This is a genomic window from Sulfurimonas aquatica, assembly GCF_017357825.1.
GTDB lineage: Bacteria > Campylobacterota > Campylobacteria > Campylobacterales > Sulfurimonadaceae > Sulfurimonas > Sulfurimonas aquatica.
Window position 1 is genome coordinate 357,242 of record NZ_CP046072.1, and the last position, 17,221, is coordinate 374,462.

Annotated in this window: 19 protein-coding genes; 8 read left to right on the plus strand and 11 right to left on the minus strand. The window is 36.7% G+C overall.

The genetic code is table 11. The features are described 5' to 3' along the window. Positions 1-495: a flagellar basal body rod protein FlgC gene (gene flgC / locus GJV85_RS01745; protein ID WP_207562162.1), complete on the minus strand. Its 495-nt coding sequence runs from the start codon at positions 493-495 to the stop codon at positions 1-3. A gap of 10 nt (positions 496-505) precedes the next feature. After that, positions 506-937 (minus strand): flagellar basal body rod protein FlgB, encoded by a 432-nt coding sequence (gene flgB, locus GJV85_RS01750; RefSeq protein ID WP_207562163.1) that lies wholly within the window; start codon positions 935-937, stop codon positions 506-508. 154 nt (positions 938-1,091) lie between these two features. Here flgB and GJV85_RS13625 point away from each other — a divergent pair, with 154 nt between their 5' ends. From GJV85_RS13625 to GJV85_RS01765, 3 genes are all read left to right on the plus strand, one after another. Beyond that, positions 1,092-1,544 carry a prepilin-type N-terminal cleavage/methylation domain-containing protein gene (locus GJV85_RS13625; protein WP_242689813.1) on the plus strand — a complete coding sequence of 151 codons (453 nt, stop codon included), beginning with the start codon at positions 1,092-1,094 and terminating at the stop codon, positions 1,542-1,544. 96 nt (positions 1,545-1,640) lie between these two features. Further along, entirely contained in the window at positions 1,641-2,078 is a 438-nt protein-coding gene (locus tag GJV85_RS01760) for a type IV pilin protein (protein ID WP_207562164.1), read from the plus strand. A gap of 19 nt (positions 2,079-2,097) precedes the next feature. Then, positions 2,098-3,954, plus strand: a complete 1,857-nt coding sequence (locus GJV85_RS01765; protein ID WP_207562165.1) for a primosomal protein N' — start codon at positions 2,098-2,100, stop codon at positions 3,952-3,954. Between the two features lie 122 nt (positions 3,955-4,076). On the opposite strand, the gene GJV85_RS01770 is transcribed toward GJV85_RS01765, so the two are convergent. Both GJV85_RS01770 and GJV85_RS01775 read right to left on the minus strand, forming a co-directional pair. Continuing rightward, positions 4,077-4,640 carry an NUDIX hydrolase gene (locus tag GJV85_RS01770; RefSeq protein ID WP_207562166.1) on the minus strand — a complete coding sequence of 188 codons (564 nt, stop codon included), beginning with the start codon at positions 4,638-4,640 and terminating at the stop codon, positions 4,077-4,079. Next, positions 4,633-5,823 carry a M23 family metallopeptidase gene (locus tag GJV85_RS01775; protein WP_207562167.1) on the minus strand — a complete coding sequence of 397 codons (1,191 nt, stop codon included), beginning with the start codon at positions 5,821-5,823 and terminating at the stop codon, positions 4,633-4,635. Before GJV85_RS01775 ends, GJV85_RS01770 begins: the two co-directional genes overlap by 8 nt. A 101-nt stretch (positions 5,824-5,924) precedes the next feature. On the opposite strand from GJV85_RS01775, the gene GJV85_RS01780 reads away from it, so the two are divergent. From GJV85_RS01780 to GJV85_RS01790, 3 genes are read left to right on the plus strand one after another with little or no spacing between them, the layout of a single operon-like run. After that, complete coding sequence (locus GJV85_RS01780) at positions 5,925-6,710, plus strand: plasminogen-binding N-terminal domain-containing protein (protein WP_207562168.1); 786 nt, start codon at positions 5,925-5,927, stop codon at positions 6,708-6,710. Between the two features lie 2 nt (positions 6,711-6,712). After that, entirely contained in the window at positions 6,713-8,098 is a 1,386-nt protein-coding gene (locus GJV85_RS01785; RefSeq protein WP_207562169.1) for an FAD-linked oxidase C-terminal domain-containing protein, read from the plus strand. Positions 8,099-8,104: 6 nt separating this feature from the next. After that, complete coding sequence (locus GJV85_RS01790; RefSeq protein WP_207562170.1) at positions 8,105-8,929, plus strand: YihY family inner membrane protein; 825 nt, start codon at positions 8,105-8,107, stop codon at positions 8,927-8,929. Here the strand turns inward: GJV85_RS01790 and GJV85_RS01795 are convergent. The 4 genes from GJV85_RS01795 to GJV85_RS01810 form a co-directional block, all read right to left on the minus strand. Next, positions 8,876-10,153, minus strand: a complete 1,278-nt coding sequence (locus GJV85_RS01795; RefSeq protein WP_207562171.1) for a ComEC/Rec2 family competence protein — start codon at positions 10,151-10,153, stop codon at positions 8,876-8,878. The two genes, GJV85_RS01790 and GJV85_RS01795, sit on opposite strands and share 54 nt — an antisense overlap. 1 nt (position 10,154) lies before the next feature. Further along, entirely contained in the window at positions 10,155-11,606 is a 1,452-nt protein-coding gene (locus tag GJV85_RS01800) for a replicative DNA helicase (protein WP_207562172.1), read from the minus strand. Beyond that, positions 11,606-12,664: a flavodoxin-dependent (E)-4-hydroxy-3-methylbut-2-enyl-diphosphate synthase gene (gene ispG, locus GJV85_RS01805; RefSeq protein ID WP_207562173.1), complete on the minus strand. Its 1,059-nt coding sequence runs from the start codon at positions 12,662-12,664 to the stop codon at positions 11,606-11,608. The genes GJV85_RS01800 and ispG overlap by 1 nt, the downstream gene beginning before the upstream one ends. 89 nt (positions 12,665-12,753) lie before the next feature. Beyond that, complete coding sequence (locus GJV85_RS01810; RefSeq protein ID WP_207562174.1) at positions 12,754-14,757, minus strand: TonB-dependent receptor; 2,004 nt, start codon at positions 14,755-14,757, stop codon at positions 12,754-12,756. A gap of 95 nt (positions 14,758-14,852) precedes the next feature. Here GJV85_RS01810 and GJV85_RS13745 point away from each other — a divergent pair, with 95 nt between their 5' ends. Both GJV85_RS13745 and GJV85_RS01815 read left to right on the plus strand, forming a co-directional pair. Next, positions 14,853-14,987: a hypothetical protein gene (locus GJV85_RS13745; protein WP_255550558.1), complete on the plus strand. Its 135-nt coding sequence runs from the start codon at positions 14,853-14,855 to the stop codon at positions 14,985-14,987. 13 nt (positions 14,988-15,000) lie between these two features. After that, entirely contained in the window at positions 15,001-15,993 is a 993-nt protein-coding gene (locus GJV85_RS01815; protein ID WP_207562175.1) for an alanine racemase, read from the plus strand. A gap of 11 nt (positions 15,994-16,004) precedes the next feature. Here GJV85_RS01815 and GJV85_RS01820 read toward each other — a convergent pair whose 3' ends face one another. The 3 genes from GJV85_RS01820 to rsmG are packed head-to-tail and all read right to left on the minus strand — an operon-like array spanning position 16,005 to position 17,207. After that, the gene (locus GJV85_RS01820; RefSeq protein WP_207562176.1) at positions 16,005-16,397 is read right to left on the minus strand and encodes a PI-PLC domain-containing protein; all 393 of its coding nucleotides are present in this window, start codon (positions 16,395-16,397) and stop codon (positions 16,005-16,007) included. A 1-nt stretch (position 16,398) separates the two neighbouring features. After that, positions 16,399-16,629, minus strand: a complete 231-nt coding sequence (locus GJV85_RS01825) for a PP0621 family protein (RefSeq protein WP_207562177.1) — start codon at positions 16,627-16,629, stop codon at positions 16,399-16,401. Beyond that, complete coding sequence (rsmG, locus tag GJV85_RS01830) at positions 16,626-17,207, minus strand: 16S rRNA (guanine(527)-N(7))-methyltransferase RsmG (protein ID WP_207562178.1); 582 nt, start codon at positions 17,205-17,207, stop codon at positions 16,626-16,628. The genes GJV85_RS01825 and rsmG overlap by 4 nt, the downstream gene beginning before the upstream one ends. Between the last annotated feature and the right edge of the window lie 14 nt (positions 17,208-17,221).

The window sequence follows — 17,221 nt, forward strand, 5'->3', positions numbered from 1 at the left end:
TTATTGTAAAAGCGAAATTGAACTATTCGCCATATCTTTAGCACTTTGAAATGCTGCAACATTTGCTTGGTAGCTACGTGTTGCTTCTACTAAATCGGCCATTTCTATCACAGGATTAATATTTGGATAGGCAACATAGCCATTTGTGTCTGCATCTGGATGATTTGGCTCAAACATCATCTTAGGTTTTGAATCATCACGTGATATTTTATCAACTATAACACTCATTATAGCAGGATTTACAGTTTTTCCAAAAGTGCCTTCACTGAGTGGATCTTCATATTTAGCACTCTCGGTCATTCCTTCTAAGGCTTTGTTAAACTGCTGGTTAAAGTCGACAGCTTTAAAAACAACCTCTTTACGGCGGTATGGACCACCTTCAGTGGTTCTTGTAGTTTGTGCATTTGCGATATTACTTGATATAGTATTGACACGTACACGTTGAGCTGATAGGCCGTAACCTGAAATATCAAAACTATTTAAAAAATTACTCATCATAAGACCCTTAGCTTATTTTTTGTGATGCTTCAATCACACTCTTGAAGATTGCACCATCTTTTTTCTTTGCCATTACAAGCGCATTAAACATGATAGAGTTTTTACTCATCTCAGTTGTTTCTACATCTATGTCAACGCTATTGCCATCATTTCGAGCCATATGACCATCTCTAAAATACATAGTAGGTTTATAACTAGTTTTTTCATTTTTAAAAGCAATATGTGAATCATCAGTCATTGCCATTTTAAGTTTTTTAGAGTCATTTTGAAAAATTTCAGCTTTTTTAGCGGCTAAAGCATCTTCAAAATGGATGTCACGAGGTTTATAAAAAGGAGTATCAGCATTCGCAATGTTTGATGCTATCATATCTTGACGAGCCGCTCTGTAGTCGAGTGCAGCTGATGCAAGTGATGCTGCTCGTGATATTTCTATACTCATTTTTATTACTCCTTTATTGATATTGAAAATATAAAGCAATTTTAGTTCCATAAATATTAACTTATCACCTTAAGGAAGCTCTTACTTTATAAGGAGCATAATTCGTCTTAAGATTACTAGTGTAATCCAAATATTTTAACTCAAGGAGTTCTTTATGAAAAGAGCTGGTTTTACAATGATCGAATTGATCTTCGTTATCGTTATTTTAGGTATTTTGGCTGCGGTTGCAGTTCCAAAAATGACAGAGACTGCTACATCGGCAAAGGTACAGAATGCTGAAAGTTTTGTTGCAACTTTAAATAGAACCGCAGCACCGAGTATGTGGGCAAAGGCAGTTAGAACAAATAATGGTTCTATACAAAATTTAGTACTTGCTGAATATATAGATTTACCAGATGGTTATACTATAGATTTAGCAGACTGTACAGGTACTGAAACTACAGCTGCGGATGGTACAGTTACAACAACTGGTGCTGAAGTTGGTGCTATAGACAATACTGCTATTCCAACGGCAGAGACTCTTTATTGTGTAGATGGTACAATTGCTACTCCTCCTAGATTTGGTTTTACTGTTGCATTAGCTGCTAAAACTCAAAATAACAATTAATATATTACTTCGTAATTTAAGATTCACTGCTTAATAGTGGTGAGTCTTAACTCTTTAAAATTTCACATAATAATTTATTTACATTAAGGACTCTTCTTGAAGAATTATAGATATGCATTTACAATGGTAGAGTTAGTTATGGTTATTGTTGTCATAGGCATATTAACAGCAATAGCACTTCCTAAATTTGCAGCTATGTCAGAAGAAGCTGCAATTTCCAAAGGTCGTTCAGATATTGCTTCAATACGTTCGGGAATAATTACTGAAAGACAAGCTAGACTTATAAAGGGAGACCCTTCATATATATCTGGTACAGCACTCAACACGGGTGGGCTATTCGCTGGAATATTAAATTACCCTATTCCCGCAAGTACTGACTCTAGTCACTGGAATGATACAGCAACGTCTGATGCAACCAATACTTATAATTATAATATTAATGGAACTAATGTAGGATTTACTTATACAAGAAGTACTGGTATATTTGATTGTACAGATTCTACAGCTACATATTGTGAAGAGCTTACAAAATAATTATATTTAGTTTTTTTATTTGAACTACTACAAGATCTCAATCATAGGCTCACCTCTTGAGCCTTTTACATACCACTCACTAAAATCAATCGATGTCGGAGTAAAAGTTACTTTAGAGTTTAACAAAAAACTTAAAGATGGAGTTCTTCTCGCCTCTTGTAAAAAGCCACCTTTTGATACACTTGAAATTTCAGAGATAACTGAGTTTACTTATTCTCAAGCGCAGACTCAGCTTGCAAAGTTTATATCCTCTTATTATCTCTGTTCATTAGGAGAAGCTTTCTCTTTGATGATGGCTTTTTCTAATGAAGACTTAGATTACTTCGTTCCTCGCTATGGCGAGGATTTGAATTTTATAAGTAAAATTGAACTCTCAAAAAAACAAGAAGAGGCTCTTTTATATCTGCAAACTCATAAAACAAGCTTACTCTTTGGCGATACGGGAAGTGGAAAAACAGAGATATATATGAAGTATTTTGAGCAGCTTATTGCTGAGAAAAAACGAAGCATATTTTTAATGCCTGAAATATCCTTAACGCCACAGATGAGTAAACGCCTTGAAGAGCACTTTGGTGAGAGTGTCGTTATGTGGCACTCAAAACTAACTCCAAAACAGAAGAAAATAGCCCAAGAAAAGATTCATAGTGGAGAGGCGATGATAATCGCAGGTCCACGTTCTGCACTTTTTTTACCTCTCAAAGATTTAGGACTTATCGTAGTTGATGAAGAACATGATGATAGCTACAAGTCCTCTTCAAGACCGCGTTATAATGCAAGAGACATAGCTATATATATGGGTAAGCTCTATGATATACCCGTAGTTTTAGGAAGTGCCACACCATCACTTACTACTTATGTAAAGTTTCCTTACATCAGACTCAAGGGAGGACATTTTGTCTCTAATAAAGAGTTTATATATGAAAGAAGTGTGGAGTCTTTATCTCCTATGATAATAAATGCGCTCGATCAAACGCTAAAGGCAAAAGAGCAGTCTATAGTTTTCCTACCAACCAGGGCAAATTTTAAGTATCTAATATGCCAAGATTGTGGACACACCTATGAGTGCGTCTTTTGTAGCGTAGGTCTGAGCATTCATCAAAACTCTCGTTCACTCAAGTGTCACTACTGTAACTTTACACAGGCTATTCCTCAAGTATGTTCAGAATGTAACAGCTCAAACTTGTCTAGCTCGCGTTTAGGGACGGCCGAGGCTGTTAAAAACATAGCGGAGATACTCCCAAGTGCAAATGTTGAACAGTTTGATAGAGACGTAATAACGACAGCAAATAAGTTGAAAAAAGCGCTTAAAAGATTTAATGATAAAGAGAGTGATATTTTAGTTGGAACACAGATGCTGAGTAAGGGACATGATTATCATGGCGTTACACTTGCAGTAGTTTTAGGAATGGATAATATGCTCAACATGAGTGACTACAGAGCTAGAGAAAAAGCTCTCTCATCTCTCATACAAGTCTCAGGAAGAAGTGGACGGCTAAAAGACGCTAAAGTAGTTGTGCAAACATTTAATGAGCCTTTTTTCAGAACATATATAGGTCAGTATGAGAAGTTTTTAGATGAAGAAAAAGAGTTTCGAAAAGAGCTCTATCCACCCTATAAAAAACTCTGTCGTATACTTTTCTCGCATAAAAACGGAGCCAAGGCACAAGAAGAGATGAGAAAGATGTATGATAATCTTTTGGCATTTAAAAACGTAGAGATAGTTGGCTCTGGAAAATGTGCAATAGAGAGAGTGGCAAATAAGTACAGGTTTGAGATACTACTGCGTTCAGATAAGAGTACAGACATTATTAAGGCGATTCTTGGAAGCCGAGTACCATTAGCAGAGATAGACATGGACCCAATAGAATTCGGCTAAAAATATAAATAGCAATGCATCTTCGTCGTTGCTTTGTTCGTCACATACTTTAAGTATGCTTCCTTACTCGCTGCCTAGAATCTACATCACTATTTATATTTTCCTAGTTAGAAGCTTTTTGGTTAGTTTTTTATGTTTTCAAAGAACCAGTAAAACGCCATCATCATCCCAGGGGTTTTTTGATAACTCTCATCAAACAAAAACTCCCTCGCCTTAGAAGTAGAGAGGTAAATGACTTCTATATCTTCTTCCATTAGTCCCCCACCATCGTTTAGTTTCATACTCTCATCTATTTGGGCATAGTAGAGTGTCTGTTTCGCACCTGATATGCCTACGCTTGTATAAAAAGAGGTCACTCTTTGCATCTTCTTGAGTGGTACGTCAAAGCCACACTCCTCAAGCACTTCTTCTCTAGCAATTTCTATTTTTGATATCTCTTTATCAACTATGCCTGCGCATAACTCATGCATATAGCCATCAGATGGATTGGCATTAAAGATAGGGGGCCGGAGCTGTTTTACTATAACAAAGGAGTCTTTTTCTTTGTGCCAAAGTAAGATGGCAACGCTATCGTGAGTGACTACAGCTTCCCAGATTCTCTGTACACCTTTATGTGTGTAGGTTATCTCTATGGGCTTGACAAAATTTGGCTCTTTTAGAATGGAAATTTTGTTGATTTTATCCATTTGCTTGACACTCTAGAGAGTGAACATAACACTTACCCGTAAACTTTGGAAGCTTCTTAAATTGCGTTTTATTTGCTAAATGAAGATTCACACTCTCATCATAGTTTTTCTTTAGAGTCAGAAAGGCTTTTCTCTCTTTGCCTTTGAGTTTTTTAGTGGTTACTTGAACTACTCGAAGAGGATTTATAGCTCGTCCATGTTTTCTTAGCTCAAAATGTAGGTGTGGTCCCGTTGAGCGACCAGTTGTACCAACATAGCCTATAGTTTGGCCTTTTTTAACATATTTACCACGGTAGATACCTCTGCGAAATGATTTTAGGTGAGCATATCTTGTCTCATATCCATCATTATGTCGTATCTTTATAAGGTTTCCATAACTTCCTAGTCTAGCTGCATAGATAACTTTTCCACTTCCAGCGGCAACTACAGGAGTTCCACGACGTGCTGCATAATCCATACCTAAGTGAGCCTTCCATTTTTTTAGAACTGGATGGTATCTGCGTTTTGTAAAGTGAGAAGAGACTCTAGCACCTCTTACTGGACGAGCAAGTAGAAATCCTTCTACCTCATGACCTTTTTCATCATAATATCTGTCATCATCGTTAAGATAGATAAAGTGGCGTTTCTTTCTCATCTCTATCATGGCAACTTTCAGCGTTGGCATAGAAAAAACTTCACCTAATCTATACTTTTGATCATAAATCATTACAAGCTTATCACCTTTTCGTATGTCATTTTTAAAATTGAGTGAGTTTTTAAAGCTTGCTATAAAGATTTGAGCTAGTTTTTTAGATCCTGTTTCTTTGAGAATATTATAGTTTGGAGAGTGTGTTATAGTAGTTGTAAAGGATTCTGTTCTTGTTGTGCTGATGATAGGAATAGCTTCAAACGCATAAGAGCCTTTGTCTTGATAAATATGAATTTGTAGCTCATCATTTAGAGGTAATAGTACTTGTTTTATTGTTTGGTTAGAATCTCTAAGTATTTGATAGTGGATACCACTTCTCATCTCTTCGGTAAGTCTTTGGTCATCTTTATCTAAATCATAATAGAGTTGTTTTAGAGGAAGAGAATTTTTTTCTAAAAAGAGTAAAAAAGTTTCGCCATTTTTCCATCTATATCTCTGAACATCCGAGGCAAAAGCTGAAGTTATTAGAGCGAAGAGTAAGAAGATTCGTATCACAAATATTAGCCTATAGTAAATTATTTTCAAAGATTAGCAAATTTTTGCTTAGTCTGAGGTTTGTTTGATATAATCGCTTTATATAAATACAAAGAAGTAAAATGAAATATATATTTATACTAATCATGCTTACATTTGAACTTTTCTCAGCAGTAGTTAAAGCACCAATTTTAAGTCTTAATGAAGACATTATTACCATAGAAGTTGATAGAGTAGATGTAGGAATGAGTGGTTTCGTCGTACACAAGATTTCTGATGAACATAGCATTATTTTAAAAAATACAGTTGTGCTAAAGTATGATAAAGAGAGTAAGATAGCAACTCTTAAGATGAGTGAGTTTACTTCTCTTAATAGTGACGCGCTTCCTCGTGGGAAGTGGAAAGTGGAAGTTGGGGATGAAGTTGAGCTGGCGTTTGGATACTCTCGAGCGATTTTAATAGCTCCTAGCGAAGAGGTTTATCATAGAGTTACAAAGTCCGTAAACACTCAGTGGGTGCACTCTGACATCTTTGCAACGTCACTCTCATATACTGGTCACCCAACGCCACTTATTGAAGATTTTCAATCTTTTGGAGAACTTACCAGCGTTGGGTTACTCTTTATATTTTTGGATAAAAAACTTTATACCATAGATATTCAAAGCTTTAAAATTTTAAATATAAGCGACGCGCCCCTAGAACAAGAGTATGTTGAACTTCCTTTTCACTCTAGAGTTGAAAAGATTGCGGCAAACTGGTTTGGTAAAGGCAGCTCAAGACTCAAGGAGTATGAGCCATACTACTATACACTTTTAGCTGAGTATAATAAGGACAATAGAAAATTCTATGAGATTTTAAAAGAAAAAAAACTATTACATATAGTTGATAAATTTGAGATTGGAGAGTAATTATGATAGACAAAAAGCATTTAAAAAAACTAAGTTCAATTGTTGGCGATGATAATATTTATAGTGACAAAGCACACTTAATTGCATATTCATACGACGCTACGCGTGAGCATTTTGAGCCAGACGCAGTTCTTTTTCCTCGTAATGAAGCGGATATCAGTGAGATATTGAAGTACTGTAACGAGCATAGAATAGTAATAGTTCCTCGTGGAGCGGGTAGTGGATTTACAGGTGGCGCGCTTCCAAGTTCAGGGGGTATTATTTTAGGCTTTGAGAAGCATATGAATAAGATTCTAGAGATAGATATGAAAAATATGGTTGCGATAGTTCAACCTGGCGTTATAAATATGGATCTTCAACGCGCGGTAGAAGAGGTGGGTCTTTTTTATCCACCAGATCCAGCGAGTCAAGACTACTCAACTATCGGTGGAAACGTAAGTGAAAACGCAGGTGGGATGAGAGCCGCGAAGTATGGAATTACTAAAGACTATGTAATGGCAACTCGCGCGGTACTTCCAAATGGCGACGTCATCAAAGCGGGTAAACGTACGATAAAAGACGTCGCTGGGTATAACATTAGCGGTATTTTGATAGCTTCAGAGGGGACGCTTGCGGTTTTAAGCGAGATAACGCTGAAGCTTATTCCTAAACCTAAGATGACTAAAACGGCAATGGGCGTTTTTTCAACCGTTAATGACGCAATGGAAGCGGTTTATAAGACCATGGCAAGCGGTATAACGCCAGTTGCGATGGAGTTTTTAGATAACTTGACTATTCGCGCAGTTGAGCAGACTTATCACAAAGGTCTTCCAGTAGACGCCGGCGCGATTTTAATTACTGACGTTGATGGAAACCTAGAGGATGATTTAGATTATCAACTTAGTGAAATTAAACGAGTTTTTAATGAAAACGGATGTACGGAGTTTAAAATTGCGCAAAACGCTAAAGAAGCGGCTGATATCTGGTTTGCAAGAAGAAACGCGTCACAGTCGATTACCGTTTATGGAAGCAAGAAGCTTAATGAAGACGTTACCGTGCCTCGCGCTGTTCTTCCTGAGCTTTTAGAGAGATTTTACGCCATAGCTAAAAAGTATGACGTTAATATTCCATGTTTTGGACATACCGGTGATGGAAACGTGCATACAAACGTAATGGTGGATGGTAAAGATCCTGAGCAGGTAAAAATCGCGCATGAAGCTATAGTCGAGGTATTTCAAGCTACTATTGACTTAGGTGGAACGCTCTCTGGCGAGCATGGAATAGGACTTGCAAAAGCTCCTTACATGAGAATGGCTTTTAGTGAAGAGGAGATGAACCTTTTCAAATCCATTAAGATGGCGTTTGATCCAAATAACATTTTAAACCCTGCAAAAATGGGACTAAACTAAAACTCTATGCGCAATGTAAATGCTCAAATAATCAAACAGATAAAATTTTTGGCAAATAGTTTTATCGACAAAGAGTTAACGCTCTTTGCCGCGAGTTTGAGCTTTTATACCATCTTCACTATCATTCCACTTCTTCTTATCATGCTTACTCTTTTGACGTCTCTTCCAAGTTTTGAAGAACATTACGAGACTATAAAAGTATTTATTTTCTCAAATCTTATGCCGGTAAATTCTGAAGCTATTATGGGCCATATTGATGGTTTTTTGAAAAACTCTGCAAAGATGGGAGTAATGGGCTTAGCTATGATATTAGTAGCATCGCTTCTTTTTTTTAAAAACTTTGAGTTTATAGCAAATAAGATTTTTCATGCACAGCCGCGAACTCTGTGGGAGTCAGTAACAACATACTGGACTATGCTTACCCTTACTCCTATAGCTCTTGGTATCTCTTTTTACATTACAGGCTATATCGCAACACTTATGGCCTCAAATGAGATTACATCTGGGTTTAACATACTGCCACTTGTACCATATATAATCATATGGGGACTCTTTTTTCTTATATTTCAAATAGGGGCAAATGCAAAGATAAATCCTCGCGCATCAGCTATTAGCTCATTTGTAGTTTCCATAGTTTTTAGTATGAGTAAAAATGCATTTATCTATTATGTTTTTTTAAATAAGGCTTACAGTACTATGTATGGCTCTTTCGCTATCGTAATGTTTCTATTTCTTTGGATATACGTCTCTTGGATTATTTTTATTTATGGGCTAAAGTTATGTTACATAATTAATGGCGTATATAAACAAAGAGAAGCTATAAAAGAGTAAGAGATAGATAAACTCTTTTTTATAGAGTGATAAAAGAGAGAAAAGCACTTCTAAAATTAGCCATCCATAACTCAAATCAATTTTCACAGCTGCCGTATCTATCTCAATAAATGCCATAAGTATTCCATCAAAAACATCCCCAAATCCTATAAGGTGCAATAGTATTGATAGAGGATAAAAAAGAGTAAAGAGTGACGTCCAGATTATTGAGAGTGGATGATAGACGCTAAAGTTTGAAAATATGACTAAAGAGTAGGGTAGCATTAAAAGATAGACCCAAATAGGAATGAGAGTAAATTGCCATAATTTACTCAAATGTTTGTAGTGGATAAGAAATAGAAATATATAATAAACGCCACTTATGCTGAGCCAAAACCCAACGCTTAAAAAGAGTCTTGGAAAAAAGATAAGAATCATAACTAGACTAACAAAGAGTGTCTGCATCGAGACTATTTTAACCCCTCTATCATAAAGTATAAAGCCAACGACAAGCATGACAAAAGCACGAAGAAGCGAAGGTGGCGAATCTAAAAAGAGTAGATACAAAAGAAGTATGCCAGATATAAGTACAAAAGAGTCGACTTTATAACTTCTATAGGGAAAGTATCTATTTTGAAAAAACTTGTATGGATACTTTAGTAAAAAAAACAGAACTCCACTAAGCACTCCAAGGTGAAAACCGCTTATTGCGATAAGGTGAGAGACTCCAAGGTTTGAAAATATCCCTTGAAGTTCTCTACTTAATGGTTTAGCGCTAAAGAGGGCTTGGTATATAGAGGAGTTGCTTTTATCTTTGTGTTGAGAGTCTATAAACATATTAAATCTATTTTTTAAACTCTCTTTTTCATCAACTTTAAGGATTTTACTAAAGGCAAAAAAAGTGCTCATATACTCGTAAAAAGATATCTCTCCCGCCCAGGCTTCTATCTGAATATGCTGATATTTTATATCTCTAAGTTTTTTACTCGCAGTTGTGTAAAATACAAATCCTTCGTCACTTTTTAGTTTGAGCACTTGGTAGGTTCTAGGATTTCCTTTTTTTGTTAGTTTTGTTTTTGCGTACTGTTTAAGAACTGTGGCGTTTATAAGAGCGGAGTCAAATTTTGTAAGTTGTTTATAGTTGTAAAATTCGTAAAGAAGTGAAAAGATGAGGATAGAAAAAGTAAGAGTTAAAAAGTAGAGAATCTCTTTTTTGGAGTTAAAAAGGGAGACTCTCTCTATCATCTTAAAGTGCTGGCATATCGATTTGAGGGACTCCAACGTCAATATTTGCAGAACGTGTGTCTATGTTCTCATAGACCGTTTCAACACCAGCGCTATATGCGGGAGCGTCGACAAAACGAGTAAGTTTTTTCTGAAATACAAGCTTTACGTGTCCAGTAGGTCCATTACGCTGTTTTCCGATGATGATCTCAGCATCTTCTTCCTCTTTTTCCACGTACTCAGAGACAAACTCTTTGCCTTCTGCTTTAGCCGCTTTTTCACGCTCTTTTTCTTCTTTATAAAGATATACGTCATCACGGTATACAAAAAGAATAATGTCGGCATCTTGCTCAATAGAACCAGACTCACGAATATCGCTTAGCATCGGGCGTTTGTCATTACGAGACTCAAGTCCACGGTTAAGTTGTGAAAGGGCTACAACTGGCATCTCTAACTCACGTGCGAGCATCTTAAGTCCACGAGAAATTTCAGATACTTGGAGGTGTCTGTCTTGATTTCCAACGCCCTGCATAATTTGAAGATAATCGATTACGGCTATCTCTATTTCAGGGTGTTGATTTTTGAGTTTTCTAAGCTTGCTTCTGAGTTGATTGATGTTTATGCTACCCTGATCATCCACAAAAAGTTTCGCAGAGTTCATTCTATCTATTGCGCCGTTAAGTGAGCTCCATTGGTCGTCATTCATATCGCCAACGCGAAGTTTTTGAAGTGGGATGGAAGTTTGGATGGAGAGTAAACGCAACATTAACTGCTCAGCTGGCATCTCTAGAGAGAAAAACGCCACGCCTTTTCCATTCATAATCAGTGAGTTTACGGTGTTTAGTATAAAAGAAGTTTTTCCCATCGCGGGACGAGCGGCAATGATGACAAGGTCCCCTTTACCAAAACCGGTAGTCATCTTATTTAGCTCATTAAATCCTGTGTCAACTCCAACTAAAACAGAGTTGCCACGAGCCTTCATCTCTTTGATGTACTCCATAGTGTCAAAGGTCATTTTTGGAGAGTCTTTGAAGTCACTTGTCTGATTATCTTGCGTTATTTCATAAAGTTTTTTCTCTACTATGTCTATAACTTCAGCAGAGGGAAGCTCTTCTTCTACTGTTACTCGTTTTATCTCTGTAGTAAGAGTTAATAGATGGCGTTTAAGAGACTTGTCTTTTATCTCATCAACATATGCTTTAGTGTTTGAGATAGGATTTGCAGATAAAATCTCAAGCAGTACCTGCTCATCAAATTTCTTGATCTTAATAAGTTCTTTTTTTATAAACTCTTCATCTATAGGCTGGTCTTTTTGTAGTAAAAGTAACATAGTAGAGTAGATATCTTTGTGGGCTGGAAGATAAAAATCATCTTGTTTAAGAGCAACGCTTAGCTCGTCAAACTGACTTGGTTCAAAGACTATAGAGCTTAAGATGCTGCGTTCAAACGCAAGGTTGTAAAGGTTGTCTTGCATTATGCACGCTCTGCCATTTTCTCTACTTCAAGAACAAATCTATCTACAAGTTCAGCTTCATCAAGATTTGCAACAACGTCACCTTTTACCATGACAAGACCCTTGCCTTTTCCATAAGCGATTGCAACATCAGCATGAGCAGCTTCACCTATTGCGTTTACAACGCAACCCATAACTGAGACATTCAGTGGCGTTTTGATGTGAGCAGTGCGTTTTTCTATTTCACTTACTGCTGTTACTAAGTCAGCCTCTATTCGCCCACATGTTGGACATGAGATGATGTTAAGGCCATCTGGCATAGCTCCACTATCTTTGAGAATTGCGCGAGCCACATTTATCTCTTCTTCTAACTCACCAGTGATACTTACGCGCATAGTGTCACCTATACCCTCAAGTAGGAGCGTTCCAAGCCCTATAGAGCTTTTTACAGTCGCATGAAAAAGCGTTCCCGCTTCTGTAACGCCAAGGTGAAATGGATAGTGGTTTTTAGGACGAAGCATTCTATATGCGTCTACTGTCCGCCCTACATCACTAGCTTTAAGTGATATTTTTATATCTTCAAAACCTAAGTCTTCAAGATACTTGATGTTGTACTCAGCTGAAGCTACCATTCCCTCTGCCGTTTGACCATACTTGTTTTCAAACTCTTTTTCTAAACTACCTGCATTTACACCGATACGAATCGGGAGATTACGCTCTTGACAAGCTTTTACTATCTCTTTTATTCGAGATTTCTCACCAATATTACCAGGGTTAAAACGTATGCAGTCTACAGACTCAGCAGCAACAAGCGCAAGTTTATAGTTGTAGTGAATATCTGCAACAAGTGGTAGCGAAATCTGCTCTTTTATAGATTTGAGGGCGAGTGCGTCTTCCATATCGGGAACGGCAACTCTAACTATATCAGCACCAGCAAAGTGCAAGCGATTTATCTGCTCAACAGTTGCCGCAACATCATGAGTGTTTGAGTAAGTCATTGATTGTGTACTAATAGGTGCATCACCACCCACAGCTACATTTCCAACAAATATTTTTTTAGTAGGGTATCTTTTTATCATACTTGGATTTTAGCTTTTTTATTATGAAAAAGGGCTTTGATTTGAGGTTTACCTCAAGAGAACCTTGAGGTAGGTATATAAGAGTTATATTAGAATTTAAAATCTAAGTTTGTATAGACGTAACGTCCTGGTTCATTCATCAGCATGATATCACTTGGAGTACCATCTGTAATAAGCGTTAAGTCGGCATAAGTATTACTTTGAGCATACGTTTCATCAAGAATGTTGTTTACCCCAAGAGTAATGTCAAAGTCTTTATTCACGGCATGTTTTATTTTCGCGTTTAAAATACTCCACGCTTCTAACTCTTGCTCACCGTTGTCGCTATCTATATCACTCCATTTATCACTTGCTTGCACTTCAATAGTTGCTATGGAGTTATTTGCATATTCATAGTTCAGAGCGATATTTCCACGTAGTGGCGCCATATCTGCTAAGTCTGTATCGCTTTGACCGGCAAGCGCTTCAGATTTTTCACCCTTTTTATAAGACGCTCCTAAATCTACCGTAATGTCATCAGTCGCATAGTATGATGCGCTCAGCTCAGCTCCATAAATTGTCGCGTCAATATTTTGAAACGCGTTTACCGGTACGTTCTTTTTAATGTAGATATAATCACTTAACATAGAGTAAAACGCTTTTGCTTTAAATTTGAAAGAATCAGCATTTGCCTCATATCCTAAGTCAACTTCTTGGTTAGTTGTTTGCTCAAGAGTAGGCGTTCCAGTAAGATTTGCTTTAGAACCTACAAAGTAGAGCTCTCTAGCGTCAGGTACGCGAGAAGATTGTCCAAAACCTAAGAAGAGTTTATTTTCATTATTAATATTATAAGTACTTAATAAATTTGCGTTTATTGCAGAGTAGTCATTAGATTGATATGAATCATTTGTAATGCGAGTTATATCATATCTTGCTCCAAGCGTAATGTCTAAGTCACCATAACTTTTATTTATTTTTGCAAAGAGCGCCATATTTGTCGTCTCGGCGTTATCTATGCTAGTGCTAGACGTAGTTGCAGTATCTGGAAGTCTATTGTCATTTTTATAATAGTTTCCATTCCAAGTTCTTTTACTTGTGTCAAGACCAACTAGAACTTCGTGAGAAGCTATGTCAAGAGTGTTTTTAAACTTTAAGCCCTGCATAGAAGTCTTTAAGTGACTTGTGATTGTTCCCATAACCGTAGCGGCCATTCTATACTTTATGCTCATTGGATGGTCAACGTCAGAGTAGTAGTACTGTAGATTTAGATTTTTGTACGTATCGTTTAAAGCGTCTACGTTGTACTCAACGCTATAAATGTTTGAATCATCATAGAGCGCGTCCATTTTAGAGTTTCCATAAAGAATATTGTTACTTCTATTTGCCGTAACGCTTAAGCGCAACTCTTGATTTTTTGCAGTAGTAACAAATGCTTTAGCCATAATGCTTTTTTTACTATAAGCTTCCATATCATGGTACGGCGCTTGTAATTTTATACCATTTAAAGCAGCTGGATTAGTAGCGGCATAGTTGTCCATTTGCTCAGCTATAGAATTACCATCGCCATCTCTATATTGATTGGCGCTTTCCGTTGAAGCAGTTACTAAAACTCGTACTATATCATTTCCTCCACTAGCGGTAGCTCCAAATTTTTTATAGCCCCAAGAGCCAAAACCTACATTTATTGAAGCTTTTTCTTCGGCAGTTGGTTTTTTAGTCTTTATTTTTACTCCACCACTTAGCGTTCCAAAGTTAGTAACGTCATAAGGACCTTCAGTAACTTCCACTTCAGTTATTTGATTTGCCAAAATGTGAGATACTGGGGGATCCATTCTGTTTGGACAAGCACCATAGACCTTTGTACCATCGACTTCTATAGAGATATTGTCGCGTTTTTGTCCACGGATGAGAATATCGTTTGCTATTCCACTACGGCGAGACATGTCTATACTTGGCACGCCATCTTTTAGAGCTTCTGCAACGTCTGCTGACGTTTGTGCTTTTTGAGCAACTTCCATTATAAGAGTAGACTCAACTCCAATGGGAGATACTTCCACGTCAGTTGCATATAAAGACGCAAGAGCGACTAGAGATAAAGGGATAATTTTTTTCATTGTTTGTAACCTCAAAATATTTAATTGAAATATAATAGTTAAAGAGTGTTACGTATGTGTTAAGTCATAAGTTATTTTTTGATAAAATTCGCACTATGAGTAAAATAGAGAAAATAAAACGAATCATTTTGATAGCCCTAGGCTTTGGACTTGCAACTTATCTTATTATGAGTGGATCTGCAATACTTAATCAAGACCAAAATAGCACTATAGTAGATAGTAAAAAGTAGGTATAATCTTTTCATGTCATACATCACGCTTAGTAGAGAAAACTTTTTTTATAACCTTGATAAAATAGCCAAGCAGACAAAGTCGGTAGATAAAATCGCCCTTGTCTTAAAAGATAATGCTTATGGTCATGGAATATGTGAGATGGCATCTTTGGCAAAAGAGTATGGCGTTACAAAAGCCGTTGTGCGCTCAAATAACGAAGCAAAAAAAGTAGAAGAGTTTTTTGAGTATGTTTTAGTTTTAGCGGATATCCCCCAAGAAAAAAGTCCTAAAGTACGCTATACGATTAACGATATTAGCGCCATTAAAAAATTCCCAAAAGATACGTTGGTTGAGTTAAAAGTAAATACTGGAATGAATAGAAATGGCATCTCCATGGATGAGGTTCAAAGTGTAATAGAGCTTATACAAGAGCAGGGCTTAAAACTTGAAGCGATTTTTACTCATCATGGCTGTGCAGATGAACTCAACGGAGTCTATGAGTTACAAAAAAGTAATTTTCTTGAAGTAAAAAAGAGTTCGCCGAAGGGTCTGCGTTTTCATTCATGTAACTCAGCGGCGCTTTTTCGAGAGAGTGATTTCAGTGAAGATATGGCAAGAGTGGGCATAGCGGCTTATGGATGTATGGAATTGCCACGGGAGATAAGTTTAGAAGAGTTTAAACCAGTTCTTTCACTTTATGCTCAAAAGATCTCTTCTCAAGTTGTTAAAAAAGGTGAATACATTGGTTATGGTGCAACACTTGAAGTGTGTGATGAATGTCTAGTGAGTAACTACGACATAGGGTATGGGGATGGTTTTTTTAGAGCTAACTCAAATGTTTATGAAACACCAGAAGGCGTAAAAATAGCGGGAAGAGTCTCTATGGATAACAGCTCTTTTTTATCTAATGAAGAAGAACTATTACTCTTTAATGACGCAAGTAAAGTGGCGGAAGTTGTAGGAACTATTAGTTATGAAGTACTCACGTCTCTTAAGGCGTATATTAAACGCCAGATTGTTTGAGTCTTATTTATTTAAGAGTTGATTTTTATAATGGCGTCTGAAAATATAACGCCGTCTATCCCAAGACGCGCCATCTCTTCTATATCCTCTTCATCGTCTATCATTATCAATATTTTTGCGTCAAAAAGATAGTTTTCAGCGATAGCTTGTGCCGTTTTAATTAGTTTCTTTTTTGTAAGTATGTACTTGGCATTTAATGCAGACGCATAAATAAGCTCATTGATATCTTTGACACAAAGCGCAAAGTCGATTGCATTTTCGTTTAGATACTCGATAATGTCAAGGTTATCCTCGCTAAATTCTAAAAAGATAGTAGAAGAGGGTGGCGTTTTTTTTATGGCGTCTATATCTATAATATGGTAAAAACTCTCACTCTTTATAAATCTATGTCCAAATAGTAACATTTTAATTTACCTCGCTTAAGCACTCTTTTGAGCAGTAGTATTTACCATTGCTAAGCATACACTCACTAACCTCTGTGTAAACGCCACACTCTGCACACTCTATCATGTCGTTTGTTTTGAGGGTCTCTTTATCTTTGTTCTTTTTCTTTGTATCTGTTATGGGTTTCTTTTTGATAAACATAAAATATACAATTGCAATAACTGCCATAACGAGTAAAACTTTGAGTATCATATATCTTCTCCTAGAAGTAAGTAGTGTCTATTTTTAGTCTCTATAATTTTATGGTTTTGTATCTCTTGAACTTCATCAAAGACTTTTTCACCCTTATAAAAGAGAAGTTTTGAATGCTTATCTCTGAAGTTTTCACTTAGCTTTAAAAGCATCTTTGTATCTGTTACGGCACGAGACGTTACAAGGTCAAATATTTTTGGTTCCATCTGCTCTACTCGTTTTTTAACAACCGTTACGTTAGAAAGACCTAAGTCGGCTTTTATAAACTGTAAAAAACTAGCGCGCTTCGTGAGTGGCTCAACAAGCGTTACATGAGTATCTGGAAGAGCAAACGCCAATATCATACCTGGAAAACCAGCGCCTGTTCCTATATCCATAAGAGAGTTGACCTTAGGCAAAAAGCTAACGGGAAATACGGCATCATAGATAAACTCATCTACGGTATTTACATCTTTGGCACCTGTAAGATTATGGATTTTATTCCACTTAAAAAGATGCTCTTTATATTTTTGAATATTAAAAAAGAAGTTCTCAGGAAGTTCTATGTTGTCACTAGCAAGTGCCGCTTTTAAATCCATTGAATATCTCCTTT

Excerpts from the sequence above, each read along its gene's own strand:
- flgC (WP_207562162.1), bottom strand. The coding sequence starts at position 495 with ATGAGTAATTTTTTAAATAGTTTTGATATTTCAGGTTACGGCCTATCA.
- flgB (WP_207562163.1), bottom strand. The coding sequence starts at position 937 with ATGAGTATAGAAATATCACGAGCAGCATCACTTGCATCAGCTGCACTC.
- GJV85_RS13625 (WP_242689813.1), top strand. The coding sequence starts at position 1,092 with ATGAAAAGAGCTGGTTTTACAATGATCGAATTGATCTTCGTTATCGTT.
- GJV85_RS01770 (WP_207562166.1), bottom strand. The coding sequence starts at position 4,640 with ATGGATAAAATCAACAAAATTTCCATTCTAAAAGAGCCAAATTTTGTC.
- GJV85_RS01780 (WP_207562168.1), top strand. The coding sequence starts at position 5,925 with ATGAAATATATATTTATACTAATCATGCTTACATTTGAACTTTTCTCA.
- GJV85_RS01785 (WP_207562169.1), top strand. The coding sequence starts at position 6,713 with ATGATAGACAAAAAGCATTTAAAAAAACTAAGTTCAATTGTTGGCGAT.
- GJV85_RS01790 (WP_207562170.1), top strand. The coding sequence starts at position 8,105 with ATGCGCAATGTAAATGCTCAAATAATCAAACAGATAAAATTTTTGGCA.
- GJV85_RS01795 (WP_207562171.1), bottom strand. The coding sequence starts at position 10,153 with ATGATAGAGAGAGTCTCCCTTTTTAACTCCAAAAAAGAGATTCTCTAC.
- GJV85_RS01800 (WP_207562172.1), bottom strand. The coding sequence starts at position 11,606 with ATGCAAGACAACCTTTACAACCTTGCGTTTGAACGCAGCATCTTAAGC.
- ispG (WP_207562173.1), bottom strand. The coding sequence starts at position 12,664 with ATGATAAAAAGATACCCTACTAAAAAAATATTTGTTGGAAATGTAGCT.
- GJV85_RS01810 (WP_207562174.1), bottom strand. The coding sequence starts at position 14,757 with ATGAAAAAAATTATCCCTTTATCTCTAGTCGCTCTTGCGTCTTTATAT.
- GJV85_RS13745 (WP_255550558.1), top strand. The coding sequence starts at position 14,853 with ATGAGTAAAATAGAGAAAATAAAACGAATCATTTTGATAGCCCTAGGC.
- GJV85_RS01815 (WP_207562175.1), top strand. The coding sequence starts at position 15,001 with ATGTCATACATCACGCTTAGTAGAGAAAACTTTTTTTATAACCTTGAT.
- GJV85_RS01820 (WP_207562176.1), bottom strand. The coding sequence starts at position 16,397 with ATGTTACTATTTGGACATAGATTTATAAAGAGTGAGAGTTTTTACCAT.
- GJV85_RS01825 (WP_207562177.1), bottom strand. The coding sequence starts at position 16,629 with ATGATACTCAAAGTTTTACTCGTTATGGCAGTTATTGCAATTGTATAT.
- rsmG (WP_207562178.1), bottom strand. The coding sequence starts at position 17,207 with ATGGATTTAAAAGCGGCACTTGCTAGTGACAACATAGAACTTCCTGAG.